Below are 12,665 nucleotides of genomic sequence, written 5' to 3'. Positions count from 1 at the left end.
GGGACACATGACCGTACGGGCCAAGTTCCGCTGCACGAGCGTCGAAACGTACTCGCAGCCCGGAACACGCACTTTCCGGTTCAGCGCCGAGTACGACGCGGACGTGCCCGAGGACCGGCGATACGCGAAGTACACGCCCTCAGGCGAACTGCGCATCCAGGTGGACAACCCGAACGTGTCGTTCGAGCCGGGCACGTCGTACTACCTCGACTTCACGCTGGTCGACTAGGCCTGAGCCTCACCTGCGGCGATGTGCTGCAGGTTCCTCATTTTCGCCCTCGAATGAGGCGCGTCCCTTAAGGAGGGGCATATGCATCCCATCCCCAAGACTCCGTTCACCGTGCGATACCCGCTGATGGTGCGGGGCGCGCTTGCCCTGGTCCTCATGGGACTGGTCCGGCTCGGCATCGCGCTCGGCTGGATCCCGCCGGAGTGGGAGCTGAGCGAGGCGGGCGTCGAGCAGCTGTTCGACGCGGCGCTCTTCGCGTGGGTGTGGTTCAGCAGCCAGAGGCGCGTCACGCCCGTCGCGGACCCCCGGGACGACCGCGGGCGGCCACTCGTCGTGCAGGGGCACGTCGAGCGATAGCCTGGGACCGCTCGCCCCGCGGACCGGGTTGCGGAGCTGGCCAGGCGAGCAGTGACGTCTGCAGCGTCACCCGTGGCGGACCAGCCCGCGGTACTGGCCGCCACGGCGCAGACCCGACACCCTGTCATCGCCGGCAGCATCCTGCAGCACCACTGTGTAAGATCACCGCGAGCTTCGAGTACTCCCGCACAGGGGGGACGCGCAGGGGATGGGATGTCCGGTCCCGGCCTCTGGCCGCAGAACCGGCGGGCGCCAGCAGCCTGAAGAGCTGGCCCCTGTCCCTCCGACCACCCCAAAGAAACGCCCCCGCCCGGTCCTCACGGAAGCGGACCGGGCGGGGGCTCTTTCGCGTTGTCACGCCCCCGGCGCAGGCTCAACCGAGCAGGGGCACGTCGACGTCATCAGCACGCCGGAGTCCTCGTCGACGTGGGTCACCTGCTTGGACCCGAAACACATCCGGCACGGGAACGCCGCGGCGATGTAGGGGTCGGTCCACACCTTGTGGTCGGTGGCAGTCGGCGGCGGCGGGGGCGGCTTCTGGCACGCTTCGGCCGGTTCGTTGTCGGCGCCGACCCAGCCGCGGCCGCCGCAGAACAGGCACGCCAGGAAGAGCGGCCCGAGCTGCTGCCCGCGCTTGCCCTCGCATTCGGGGCAGGTGATGGGATCGGTCACCTTCGGCCTGTCCCGCCGCACGAGCTGCAGGGCACCCACACGCGTTGCTGGCCTCTCTTGCCGTTCTGCTCCATCCACTCCCCGCCGGCTCCCAGGCAGGTGCCGCAGATCGGCGGAGCTTCGTCGTCGTCCTCGCCCTTGGCCATACCTTCACGGTACGACCGCCTGCAGCGCTCGTCAGCGGAACAGTCCTGTAGCCCTCCGACCAGCACAGACGAAGAGCCCCACCCGGTCCTGGACCGGGTGGGGCTCTTCGTCGTCTCGCGGCCTAGAACGGCGGCTCTTTGGAGAGCTGCTGCCACGGCTCGGCGTGCACGCCGCGGATCCACACCGTCTGGGCGGTGGCCGTGTTGGCCAGAACGGCGTCGGCCTGCTCGGCGGTCACCAGTTCGGCGTCGTCGGCCGGCGGCGCGCCGTCGGTCACGGTGTACTCATGCCGGGTGCCGGCCCGCATGCGCTCGAGCTCGGCCCGTGCCGCGCGTGCCTCGGTGATCAGCTGCAGCAGGCCGACCGCCACGGTGCGGGCGCTCGGCCCGAGCTCCCAGATCTTGCCCCCGCACTCGTCGTAGGCGGCTTGGATCTCCTCGAGGGACAGCGGCGGCTCCTCGTCCGGCTCCTCCTGGGGCGGGCCCATGAGCCGCTCGTAGTCGTCGTGGTCGACCTCGTAGGCGTGGTCGGTGCTCATCACGCGCTCCTCTGCATGATCCGCACTTCGGCCGTCATGCACCTCTCCAGGAGGCTGTCGAGGTCCTCCCGGCCGAGCAGCACGTGTAGCTCCTCCAGTCGTCCGTAGACGATCCGCACCTGCGTGCCGTCCGCTCTTGTGGCGTCCGCGGCCTGGGCCTGCGCCAGCAGGGCGTCCCGGTCGGACTCCTCCATGGCGAAGCCGGACGTCCGGATCGCCTGCCCCTCCAAATACATGATGATCATCTTTGCTATTTGCATCTCGGGCACATGCTCCTCTCGGGTTGATCAGCGACGGGTTCATACGGATACAGCCGGGGGTTCACGGTCAGCTGGCGACGAGCTCGCTCAGGTACGCGCGTACTCGGGTCGCCTTCGGCTGGCCGACGTTGAGCGCCTCCTTAACCTCTCGGATGGTCGGCACGCGGTCGAGCTCGCCGTCGGGCGCGAACGTCTCGACCGCCTGGAGTACGACGGGCCGTAGCGCCGGGTCCAGCTGGGGCAGGCGTACCTGACCGGGTTCCGGCGCCGGTTCCGGCTCGGGTGCGGGCAGCGTCTGCGCATGTCGCGCCGGGTACCACTGGTGCTCCTCGTGGGCGGGGCCGAGCTCGAGCAACGGCGGCGGCGCGGCCGCCGAGGTCGGCGCCGGCGGGGCACCGGCGGCTGTGGGTACGTCACCAGGTTCACGTACTTGCGCGGGTGCGTCACGTACCTCGGTGGGTTCGGTCGCGGGTACGGCGGCCGCCTCGTGCACCTGGTCGGCGTCCTGGCGGTCGCGTGCGGTGAGCGCCATCAGGTGCAGCATGGCGCCCAGCGCCACGGGCGGGACGACGCTGACCGCGATCACGAGCAGCCATCGGAGGTCGCCGAGTACAAGGACGTGCGTCTCTAACAAGTGGTAAGTCCCGTTACCGATCACGCCGACCACGATGGCGGCCATGGCGTGAATCAGGGCCTGGCGTCGCGTCTCGTCGCTGTAGCAGCGCCTGCTGGCGATGCGCACGGCCGTGGCACCGTAGACGTCGATGCACAGCGGGATCAGCGGGCTGAGCGGCGCGTCCCACGCGAAGACGGCGACGGTGCCGAATCCGGCGTACCCGCCGAGGCCGGCCAGCGCGGAGAAGCTGAGTACCGCCGCGGCGACCGCGACCACCGCCACGCCGACGCGCTCGATCGGGTCGGCCTGGTGGGCGCGGCGGGTTGGCGCGGCCGCGGCCGCGCTCGTAGGGTCATGCATGGTCGGTCTCCTGGGGAAGGGGGATCGATCGCAAGGGCTCTCGGCGTACCGGCCGGGAGCCCTGTCTCGTTTGGAATCGGGGCACGCTACACCGCAGCGGCCGAGGAGCGTGGGAGGCGCGGCCGCCGGCGAACGTGGGGGACGGGCGGTGCGGGGGAATGGGTGTAGGGGCTCCCGCACCGCCCTGGTCGATGGGGTGGCCCCGCCAAGGGCCCTCCCGCTGGCAGGGCCACCCGCCCGACGCGCCGCCATTCGCAGGCGACGCGCCGGGAGTTCATGAACGGCCGCGCTCGGGCCCTGTCCAGTCCTGGCGCATATGCGTGATCCAGTCCTGCTGCACCAGCGCCGCCTGCAGGTCGTCGAAGCTGGTGCGCCCGAGGGATTGATGGACGCCTGCCGCCCGCAGCTCGTCAGTCATGGACAGCCGGACGGCCCACCACCACACTCGGCCATGCCGGTCGACGTGCCGGTTCAGCCGGTAGCCCGGGTACAGCTGCGCCAGCAGTCTCAGCCGACGGCCGTCCTTGGCCAGCTGGTCCTGCGTGCGCTCTTCGCCACTGGCCATCACGCCACAGCTGCCGTTTCGATCCGGAGCTCGGCCCAGGCCTCGCGCCCAGCGGGGCTGCCACTGCACCCGAAGCTGGTCAGCTCCCCTGACATTTCGAAGCACTCCAGACTGCCGACGTGGGCAGCGTGCCCTGGCACGCGGACCGTGAGCCGCAGACCGGTGTCAGTCAGCTCAAGCTCCGCGTGCAGTCGACGGTGTGGCGAGATGTCCCGTATGACATGGTGGACGAGGGTCTGCGCCGTCTTGTGGATGCGCTCGGCGAGGGTGGGCTGTTCGGCCTCGGCCACGCTGCGCGCCCAGCTTCCGACGATCGCGGGGCTGGACGTGGTCGGTGGCAGCGACTGCTGATACACGGGGTGCAGCATCGCGGGTCCTTCCCGGCGGTGGAGGGCTCGTAAAGGCGTGCAAGTTTCGAATACTCCGTGTCACTGCCTGCCATAGCATGCATATGCCTGCCGATGCCTGCATCGGCAAGTCCCGCCAGGGCATGCACTGCCATGACGCCTTAGCGTCACGCACGTGATGATCGAGTTCGACGAGGATCGGCTGATGTGGGTCCAGCTCTACGAGACGCTGCGCAAGCGAATCGAGACGGGTGTCTACAGGGAGAGGACACCCATTCCGTCGATCAATCAGCTTGATCAAGAATTCGCGGTCAGTCGTGGGACGATCCGCAAGGTGTTGGGGATCCTCACCGAGGAAGGCTGGATCAATCCCATTTCGGGTCGTGGGACCTATGTCCGCCCTCGTAATGAGTGGCCCGCGGACCGTGAGTGAGCTCGTTGGCATGATGCCTCGGCCAGCGCGGAAGAGGTGAAGCGGCCTACTGAGGGCTGAGGTATCCGCAGGGTGGGCCATGGCGTCCACCTCCCATGACTACAACTTGGATATGCATGTTTGACCCTAGACTTGGGTCACATGGATATGCAAGCTGTTCCGTGGAGAATGAGGTATGGATGCGCATCGAGCCAGAACGCTGTTCGCCAACGAACGCATCGCCCGCCTGGCCACGGCTGCGGCAAGCGGAGCTCCACACCTCGTGCCCGTGACGTTCGCCATGTTGGACGAACAGATCGTGATCGCCATTGATCACAAGCCGAAGACCACAATGAACCTGCGACGACTGCGCAACATCCGAGAGAATCCCAAGGTCAGCCTGCTGGTTGACCACTACGAAGACGACTGGACACGCCTGTGGTGGGCGCGCGCCGACGGCAATGCAGCCATCCATGACGATGGCACAGAACGGGAAGCCGCCATCCGAGCGCTCTCAACCAAATACGAGCAGTACCGCCAGCACACCCCCGAAGGACCCGTGATCGTGACTACGGTCGACCGGTGGTCCGGCTGGGCGTACAGCGAGTAAGGCCAGGCATACATGAGGAGTGCGCCGATGGTGCCACCATTCCGACGGATCGCCGACGACCTCCGAGAGGAGATCCTCGACGGACGTCTGACCGCAGGTGACCCGCTGCCATCAGAGAACGAACTCGCCGGCCGCTATCGCACCACCCGGACGACTGTCCGGAAAGCGATCGCGCTCCTCCGCGCCGAAGGCCACGTCGTCAGCTCGCAAGGCGCCAAGACTCACGTCCGCAAACGGCCGACGATCATTATGGTTTCCACCGGAAGCCAGTGGCGGGCGCGCCGAGACGGCGGCATTTCGAACCTCAACTCAGAGTTGGCCGACCAAGGATTCAAGGTTGAGCAGAGGCTGCTCGAGGTCCATGAGGAACCGGCCAGTGACGACGTGGCCGCCGCGCTCCGGCTGCCCGCGGGTCAAGCCGTGATCGTACGTCGCCGTGGGGTCACCATCGATGGCGAGCCGATGCAGCTCAGCGACGGGTACTATCCGGCGGACCTCTTCTCCGGCACTCCTGTGGGGGAGCCACGGCGTATCAAGGGTGGCGTGGCCGGCTATTACGAGGACGTCATAGGCGGCCGCATCGCCCAGTTCGTTGAGCGAGTGTCCATCCGGATGCCGACTCCCAACGAGTCCGCCCTGTTGAGGATTCCGCCCGGCGTACCGGTCGCCCGTACGCTGCGCGTCGCGTACGGCGCTGACGGTCGAGCCGTGGAGCTACTCGATTCGGTCGTGCCAGGCGACGCGTTCACGTTTGAATACACCATCGACGTGCCGCCACCCGTGTAAGTCGCGGATCCTCGCGGACTCTCCCCGGGGAGGCCTTGGGAGAAATTTGGGAGACACGATCTTGGTTGGGAGACGCTGAAATGAATCGAAAAGAAGCGAAACTGCTTCAGATATCGTGTCTACCAGGGCGTTTGTAGATCGTGCAGGTCAGAGATCTTGGCTGACTTATCTGATAAGGAAGAGGTCCCAGGTTCAAGTCCTGGTAGCCCCACAGAGTTTCAGCAGTTCAGAGGTCGTCTTCCGAAGATCGGGAGGCGGCCTTTTGATCGTTTGTTAGCCATTCGTTAGTGGGAACGGCCGCGACCAGGTGACATGGATCAGTCCGAACAGATACCCAATGTCATCGCCTTGATCTTGGATTTTCGTTTCCTTGAACAAGGCGGATCGTGCACACGACTCCGCGAACAGCATTGTGGCGGCGCCCCGCTGCTGTGCGGCGATCGTGCCCACGCTCAGGTTGTAGGCGGGATCGTGCGCGCTTTGGCCCGCCCCTCGGCGACGCACGCGCGGAAGACGGTCTCCATCAGCGGTGCCGTCTGGGCGGCGAGGGCGAGCACGACGCGTCAGCGCCGCGGGCAGTCCCGATGCCGGTCCGTTCGCCCGTTGGATCCCCCGCCCAGGTTGGGGTGAGGATAGCCACCAGCCACGGTGAAGCGGTGCATGGAGATGCACCTGTCCCAGTCCGCGGGGCTGACCATGTGCTCGGAGTCCTTCCCCCGGGTCGGTGGTCGCAGATGATCGCCCGGTAATGCTTGACCCAGGTAAATGGTCAATTGCCGCAGTACGCGCGTCCGGCCGAGCGCTTCCTTGATCTTCGGGTCAGAGCCCGAGGCCGGGCCGAGGTGCCGAGTCCAGCCTGTCTGGTAGGCGGTGCGGGTGAGAATGTCGAGCAGGTCCCGCTGCGGGAGCCGTTCGTGCACGGCCTCCTCCAGCTTGAGCGCCTCCTTGCTCCGGTTCGGGCTCGCGAAGTGCCAGTGCCTGGACTCACACCTCATAATCGGCGCAGTTCGGCGATGGTACGGTTGATGGCCACATGCTCGCCCAGCTTGGCAAGGGTTGGCGCCGACTCAATCGAGTCGCCGGCAACAGAGCGGCGGCTGGCCACGCTTTACCGCTTTACTACGGAGCCGCGCGCCAGGACATGGACACATCTCGCAGGCACGTCAGGACCCAAACCGAGCCTCCGACGAGAAAGCGAATGGGCCAGGCCAATCCCCTTACCGGCGAGGCGATGGAGTCGAGAGTGACGTCGGGAGCGGGAATGACGAGGCTCCGGCGCCCGTGCCGTATTGACCAGCCCGCCCACTCAGTTGCTCTCGCAGGGCGTAGACGACCGTAATGCGCCCTAAAGGAGTATCGGCGGTGTCGACGGTTGTGACGTGCTCGTCGGTCTGGTTCTTGTCGCGCAAGGTGGCGATGAGGCCGCCGGGAACGGTGGAGGTACTGCCGCCAGCGAGTACAGTGCCTCGGCTCGCCGCATCGAGCCTGGCTGCCAGCGAGACCAGGGGCGCTGGCCTGCGCCTCGGCATTCTCACCTTCGAACGGATTCTCAGGAGCGATCATGACGGCGATCGTCGCGCGCTTGCCCGGCTCCCCGTCGATGCTGAGCAGCCCGGCTCGCTCGAATTCGTCAAGAACCGTGAGGGTTTCCTCGTTGCGGGTCCCCGCTTGGTCGGGGTCGCTGGTCAATAGCGTGGCGCTGAGCAGCATGGCGCCCTTCTCATAAGTGGTCGCTGCGGGATCGATGGTCATGTCGTCCGGCATGAGCCCGTTGACCAGCATGTCGAGCTTGTCGAGGCGCTGTTGGTCAAGGTACGCGTTCGTAAGCGTGACCTGCCCTGCGTAGTCGGCGCCAGCCTGTATGAGTGCCTCCTGGATAGCCTCACGCTCGGCGGGCTTCGCATCTGGAGCCTCCACCAGCAGGACCCGCTCACCCACGAGCACCTCGGCTACCCGTTCGGGCGCTATCGAAGCGATGAACGTGTCATTCTCCGCTTGATCCAATCGGCGCGGGATCACAGGGTGTCCTGGCCGATCGTGTCGGCGGCGTTCACCGAGCACGCCCGCCGGGTGCTACCCGCCCAGCCCGGGCCGGTGTTCGTGTCCCTGGTCTGGCCATCGACGGACATGATGCCCGCCTTCAGAAAAGCCTTGACCAGGGAGAGAACCCGCTTATCACCGACTCGTCGACGCATCCGCTCCATGAGGGCGGAGTGCGCGATGTTGTCGAAGCACGCTTCGATGTCCGCATCCAACACCCAGTGATAGCCCTTGGTGCCGAAGTGGTGCACCTCAGCGATCGCGCCATGGGCCCGTCGTTCCGCCAGATGGGGTAAGAACATCCTCAGGCAGCAGGCATCGCCCACCACCGCATGCTGCGCACAGGGCACAATGAACCTCGCGACCGCTCAAATGATGATCACGTTCTTGGTTGAACAAGATCCTCACCGGCCGACCGCGCCTATACGCGGCCAGTTACACGATTGCGATCAGTCACGGGCAGGAGTCTCCACCACCGCCTGTGACGCCATCACACAAAGATCGCCAGAGCCAATTTCGAAGAGCGCCACCAGAACAGGCCGAGCCCCGTTCGTCCGGGAAAGCTCGCACGCACCGTTCGGGAAGAGACCAACGAAAAAGCACCCGGCCAAGGGCACCTCGCCGGCGGTCAACTTCACTCGGGGCGGGGTCGTCGGAATAGGACCCGATCCACGGCACCTCGTCGGCGGCCTGCTTCACTCCCAGGGATGGAAATGTGCATCCTCCGACATACAACGCCTGGAGCGACCGGAGCCGCTCGGGTAGTAAGCGATCGGCCTTACCGGTGGAAGGTGAAACCGAACAAGCCGGGATTGCCTACCGCACACAACCCCGAGCCGTCGGGAAACCATGCGCAGTCGCGCAAGGCGCCGTCTACGACGATGACAGCGACACAGCTGAGCGTGCCGACGTCCCACACCCGAAGACATCCGTTCTCCGCCGTCGTAGCCAACCAGGCACCGTCGGGGGAGAATGCGACGCCCCTCACCCACTCGTCCGCCCTGAACTGCCCTATCAGCACGCCACCGTCCAGGTCGAACAGCTCAACTGAGCCCAAGGTCGTGACTGCGGCCAGGGACTGCCCGTCGGGGGCGATCGCCACCCCCGAGATAGGGCCGCAGGTTTCCGCGACGGGACCGAGCTTGCGGCCTTTGGTGCTCCACCGCTGCAGGTGCTGACCCGCCGCCACGGCGAGCCAGCATGAGTCAGGTGCGATGGCGACGGCATTGACCTCGTCGCCCAGACGCTTGAGGGTCTTGGACCTCCTGCCCTCCGCTGCCATGATCCTCACTCGGTCCTGGTAGCCGATCGCCATCCACGTGCCATCCGGCGCGATCGCCGCCGCACGAATATCGGATGCGCCTGGCACGACGTCGCTGCGGCGTACCGTGCCATCGGTCTCGTGCAGCCGCACCGTACCGTCGCTCCCGCCGCCGGTGAGCAGGGTCCCGCCGTCGGCGGCGATGTCCACACTGCACATCCACGCCTGCTGGCCCTTGGAGCGCAGGCTGCCGTCGGCGTCCCAGAAGATGAGGCCGTCTAGCCCGGCCGTGGCCAGCCACGAGCCGTCCGGTGCGATGGCGACGGCTTCCAGCTCGCGCGTGCCGCTCCGCTCTTTGCTACCTCCTGTCGCAGCTGGGTTCGTGTCCCAGATCCGGATCGTACGATCGTTGCCAGCCGAGGCCAGCCAACTACCGCCGGGCGCGATTGCGATGGCGGCAACGACGTCAGCGCTGCGTCCGGGGAGGCGGGCGCGGGTCGAGCCGTCCACGTCCGCGAGGATCACGTCGTCGAAGTCCGATACGGCCAGCCACCGGCCATCGGGCGCGACGGCTAAACCAGAATTGCAGCTGTAGATCACGTCGTCGAGCGAGGCGCGCATGGTGCCGTCCGGGTTGAGCAGCTGGATCTTGCCGTCCCTGGCAATCAGCGCCAGCCACTGCCCCCCGGGAGCGAAGGCAAGTGCACCCGCGCCGACGTGGCGCTTGCCGAGGATGGCCTTGAGTGTCCCGTTGGCGTTCCAGAACTCGGCGACGTCGAACCCGACGGCCGCCAGCCACGAGCTGTCGGGGGCGATCGCGACGCGCTCGTAAGAAGCGTCCCGCCCCGAGACCGCGGCACGCAGCGTCCCGTCGGAGTTCCAGAACCGGAGGAACCCCTCACCCGCCGAGGCGAGCCAACTGCCGTCGGGTGCGATGGCGACGGCCTGCACGACGCCGGGGTGATCTGACAGTACGGCACGCGGTGTCCCGTCGACATCCCACAGACGTACGGTCCCATCCCAGGCCGCGCTCGCCAGCCAGGCTCCGTCAGCCGCGATGTCGACTGAGGTGACGATGGACTCGTGGCCGAGCAGACTCCCCAGCCGCGCACCGTCCACGCGCCAGCACAGTACCCGCCCGTCCGCATTCGCGCCGGCCAGCCAGGTGCCGTCGGGCGCGATCGTGACGTCGGTCATCTCATCGGTGCGGCTGTGCAGGGTGCGAAGGAGCGCGGGGTGGGGTAGGTCCGGCGGTGTCCAGCGCGATTCCAACCATGGCCTGCCCATCTCCCGCAACCTTGTGTGAGCCTCCTCTGCTTTCCCTGGCACTGCATGCAGACGGCAGGCCAGGGTGGGCAGCAGGCTCAGACCCGTCTCTCGCGCGGATTCAAGCAGGTGTGCAGAGGCGGCAATGGTACGGATGAGCAACTCGGCCTGCCCGGTGCCCACCTTGGACAGATCCTCCACGACCCCTTCGACGCCGGAAAGGATCGTCCGATCGGCGATCCATGACACGTCGCACACCAGCCCCGCCAGCAGCTCCATCTCGCCAGCGGCCAGGTAGTGGTCGGGCAGGTTACGCACCACCCACTCCCTGGTGCCGGGCAAGACAGCCCACCCCTCCAGGATGTCGTCCGGGTCAGCATCGATCAATCTCCGCCGGGCATGGTCGAGCCCTTCGGGGCCGAGGCGATCGCGTACGTATGCCATGACGGCAGGAGCGAGTTCCAGAACCGCCTCATCGGTGCGCCGCTCCAGCAGCGACAGCGCTTCCAACCGCGCGATGAGCGCGCCGATCTCGTCGCCCGTCATGCCCACGACTCCCCACATCATCGCCGCCACGCCGACCGGAATCGGCTTCTCCTCGGCGAACAGGCCCAGCTCCAGAAACCGCTCGGAGGCTCCCGGATCCACCAGGGGTAGCCAATTGAGCGAGTGATCCACTAGCGCACCGATCAAGGCCTCTCTTGAGGCGCGGTCGGCGAGGTCGAGGCTGCGCGGCAGCCGTTCGGCGACTTGCGTGGCTGCGACGTTGGCCGATTCCCCTGTCACCACCTGGCTCAGGATCATCGAGTGGGCCAGCGTCAGCGCCAACGACCAGCCGCCGGTCAACTCCGCCAGCCGCACTGCCGTTCCCTCATCCAGCGAGGGCAGGTCACGGCGCAACAGCGCCACGCCCTCGGCCAATGACATCGGGCCGACGCGCACCACGTCCGCTACCGGCGGCGCCTCACCTGCGCTGTCCACCATGGCCAGCCACACGCAGCCCCGCACAATGTATGCCAAGGGCAACAGCAGGCCACCATCAGGCAGCCCGTCGACCGCCATCAATCGAGGTCCCGGGGCGAACATATCGTCCATCAATTCGCGTGCCGCTTCCTCGTCGTGAAGGGCCGCGTGGATTTCGATCAAGTCAGACTGGAGGAAGGGTTCGTCGTCCTTACCCCACATGCCATCTGCGGCCTTCAACACGTCGTCGGCCCAGTGCTCCGTACGCGCGTCGCCCACGCGGGCCCAGCAGACACCCTCGTGGAAGTGCTCGATCACCTCTGTACGGTGCAGGGCAGCCGCCGCCACGGCGGTAACGCCCAGCCCTCCGACCCCTTCCAGATCCGGGGCCACCACCACAACCCCGCTCTCCCCCGAAGTCAGAGCCTCGACCACCCGGTCTACCTCCGGCCGGTCGATCCAATCCTTCCAACCAGGAATCACCTGCGTCATCTGGTCCCCCTTCCCCGCTGCAACGTGGTACGGCGCACCGCTGCTCTGACAATGGTGCGACGGCTCAGCCGGGACATGGCGTGCCCACCCAGCGCCGCCCTTGGTCTGACACACCACCATCCTGGCGGTGAGCCCTGTCGTCTGGCTTTCATCACGCCGTCGTGGCTGCAGTTGCCTCTGGCCAATCATGCGTTGTAAACCCCGTGGCCTGACGTGGCCGGCTCGCCGACGAGTACGTGCCGGCGCCAACGGCCGGCCCGCCTCGCCATGGAGGCGAGCCCATCTTCGGCGGCCCTTGCACGCGGGGACGCTGCGGATGCGGCAACCACGACCGACACCCCAGCTGGATTGACAGCAGGGCACCATAGAGATCGCAGGCGCAGTCGAGGGCTTCTTGGGGTGTGCCGGCGGACATGCCGGTGGGCAGGATCTGGTTTTCGTACTTGCCGCTGCTGGCGAGGTAGAGCCCGAATCCCCAGATGGAGGCCGATCCGCCGTAGCGGAGCCGGATGAGGGGCAGCTGGTCTCCGTCGGTCAGTTCACCTTCGACGTAGGCGAACTGGCCGTGGTAGCGGACGTGTAGTCCTGCCAGTTGGGGCCAGCGGTCGCGGGCGCGCTGGCGCAGTCGCTGGGCCAGGGAGGTCTTGGTCGACTCCGGAATGGCGGGCATGAGTTCTATCTTGCCGTCCGGCGTGTCGATCACGTCCTGGACGGTGGGGATCGGAGCAAAGTAGCAGGGCCCCC

General features: G+C 66.9%; 16 protein-coding genes. 5 read left to right on the top strand and 11 right to left on the bottom strand.

From position 1 onward, the window contains the following. The first annotated feature begins 7 nt into the window (after positions 1–7). Both OHA25_RS08440 and OHA25_RS08435 read left to right on the top strand, forming a co-directional pair. Positions 8–229, top strand: coding sequence for a hypothetical protein (locus OHA25_RS08440; RefSeq protein WP_327587024.1), 222 nt, complete (start codon positions 8–10; stop codon positions 227–229). 81 nt (positions 230–310) lie between these two features. Further along, complete coding sequence (locus OHA25_RS08435) at positions 311–586, top strand: hypothetical protein (RefSeq protein ID WP_327587023.1); 276 nt, start codon at positions 311–313, stop codon at positions 584–586. A gap of 354 nt (positions 587–940) precedes the next feature. On the opposite strand, the gene OHA25_RS08430 is transcribed toward OHA25_RS08435, so the two are convergent. From OHA25_RS08430 to OHA25_RS08405, 6 genes are all read right to left on the bottom strand, one after another. Beyond that, positions 941–1,258, bottom strand: coding sequence for a hypothetical protein (locus OHA25_RS08430; RefSeq protein ID WP_327587022.1), 318 nt, complete (start codon positions 1,256–1,258; stop codon positions 941–943). 268 nt (positions 1,259–1,526) lie between these two features. Continuing rightward, positions 1,527–1,943 (bottom strand): hypothetical protein, encoded by a 417-nt coding sequence (locus OHA25_RS08425; protein WP_327587021.1) that lies wholly within the window; start codon positions 1,941–1,943, stop codon positions 1,527–1,529. Further along, positions 1,943–2,188, bottom strand: a complete 246-nt coding sequence (locus OHA25_RS08420) for a hypothetical protein (RefSeq protein ID WP_327587020.1) — start codon at positions 2,186–2,188, stop codon at positions 1,943–1,945. The genes OHA25_RS08425 and OHA25_RS08420 overlap by 1 nt, the downstream gene beginning before the upstream one ends. An 82-nt stretch (positions 2,189–2,270) precedes the next feature. Beyond that, positions 2,271–3,179 carry a hypothetical protein gene (locus tag OHA25_RS08415; protein WP_327587019.1) on the bottom strand — a complete coding sequence of 303 codons (909 nt, stop codon included), beginning with the start codon at positions 3,177–3,179 and terminating at the stop codon, positions 2,271–2,273. A 274-nt stretch (positions 3,180–3,453) separates the two neighbouring features. Continuing rightward, the gene (locus tag OHA25_RS08410; RefSeq protein WP_327587018.1) at positions 3,454–3,744 is read right to left on the bottom strand and encodes a hypothetical protein; all 291 of its coding nucleotides are present in this window, start codon (positions 3,742–3,744) and stop codon (positions 3,454–3,456) included. After that, positions 3,744–4,112: a hypothetical protein gene (locus tag OHA25_RS08405; protein ID WP_327587017.1), complete on the bottom strand. Its 369-nt coding sequence runs from the start codon at positions 4,110–4,112 to the stop codon at positions 3,744–3,746. The genes OHA25_RS08410 and OHA25_RS08405 overlap by 1 nt, the downstream gene beginning before the upstream one ends. Positions 4,113–4,269: 157 nt before the next feature. Between OHA25_RS08405 and OHA25_RS08400 the strand changes: the two genes are divergently transcribed. From OHA25_RS08400 to OHA25_RS08390, 3 genes are all read left to right on the top strand, one after another. Continuing rightward, complete coding sequence (locus tag OHA25_RS08400; protein ID WP_327590947.1) at positions 4,270–4,524, top strand: GntR family transcriptional regulator; 255 nt, start codon at positions 4,270–4,272, stop codon at positions 4,522–4,524. A 175-nt stretch (positions 4,525–4,699) separates the two neighbouring features. Beyond that, the gene (locus tag OHA25_RS08395) at positions 4,700–5,113 is read left to right on the top strand and encodes a TIGR03668 family PPOX class F420-dependent oxidoreductase (protein WP_327587016.1); all 414 of its coding nucleotides are present in this window, start codon (positions 4,700–4,702) and stop codon (positions 5,111–5,113) included. A gap of 27 nt (positions 5,114–5,140) precedes the next feature. Then, positions 5,141–5,899, top strand: coding sequence for a GntR family transcriptional regulator (locus tag OHA25_RS08390; RefSeq protein WP_327587015.1), 759 nt, complete (start codon positions 5,141–5,143; stop codon positions 5,897–5,899). 563 nt (positions 5,900–6,462) lie between these two features. Here the strand turns inward: OHA25_RS08390 and OHA25_RS08385 are convergent. The 5 genes from OHA25_RS08385 to OHA25_RS08365 all read right to left on the bottom strand — a co-directional run bounded on the left by OHA25_RS08385 (position 6,463) and on the right by OHA25_RS08365 (position 12,624). Then, a complete protein-coding gene (locus OHA25_RS08385; protein ID WP_327587014.1) occupies positions 6,463–6,894 on the bottom strand; it encodes a hypothetical protein in 432 nt (143 codons plus the stop codon). Between the two features lie 124 nt (positions 6,895–7,018). Further along, a complete protein-coding gene (locus tag OHA25_RS08380; RefSeq protein ID WP_327587013.1) occupies positions 7,019–7,918 on the bottom strand; it encodes a copper transporter in 900 nt (299 codons plus the stop codon). After that, positions 7,915–8,265, bottom strand: a complete 351-nt coding sequence (locus tag OHA25_RS08375; protein ID WP_327587012.1) for a hypothetical protein — start codon at positions 8,263–8,265, stop codon at positions 7,915–7,917. Before OHA25_RS08375 ends, OHA25_RS08380 begins: the two co-directional genes overlap by 4 nt. Positions 8,266–8,717: 452 nt before the next feature. Continuing rightward, positions 8,718–11,921 (bottom strand): hypothetical protein, encoded by a 3,204-nt coding sequence (locus tag OHA25_RS08370; RefSeq protein WP_327587011.1) that lies wholly within the window; start codon positions 11,919–11,921, stop codon positions 8,718–8,720. A gap of 151 nt (positions 11,922–12,072) precedes the next feature. Then, the gene (locus tag OHA25_RS08365; RefSeq protein ID WP_327587010.1) at positions 12,073–12,624 is read right to left on the bottom strand and encodes a hypothetical protein; all 552 of its coding nucleotides are present in this window, start codon (positions 12,622–12,624) and stop codon (positions 12,073–12,075) included. Between the last annotated feature and the right edge of the window lie 41 nt (positions 12,625–12,665).

The sequence above is a fragment of the Nonomuraea sp. NBC_00507 genome (assembly GCF_036013525.1).
Classification (GTDB): domain Bacteria; phylum Actinomycetota; class Actinomycetes; order Streptosporangiales; family Streptosporangiaceae; genus Nonomuraea.
The sequence above is the reverse complement of the archived record's forward strand: the minus strand, read 5'-3'. Positions and strand labels throughout refer to the sequence as shown.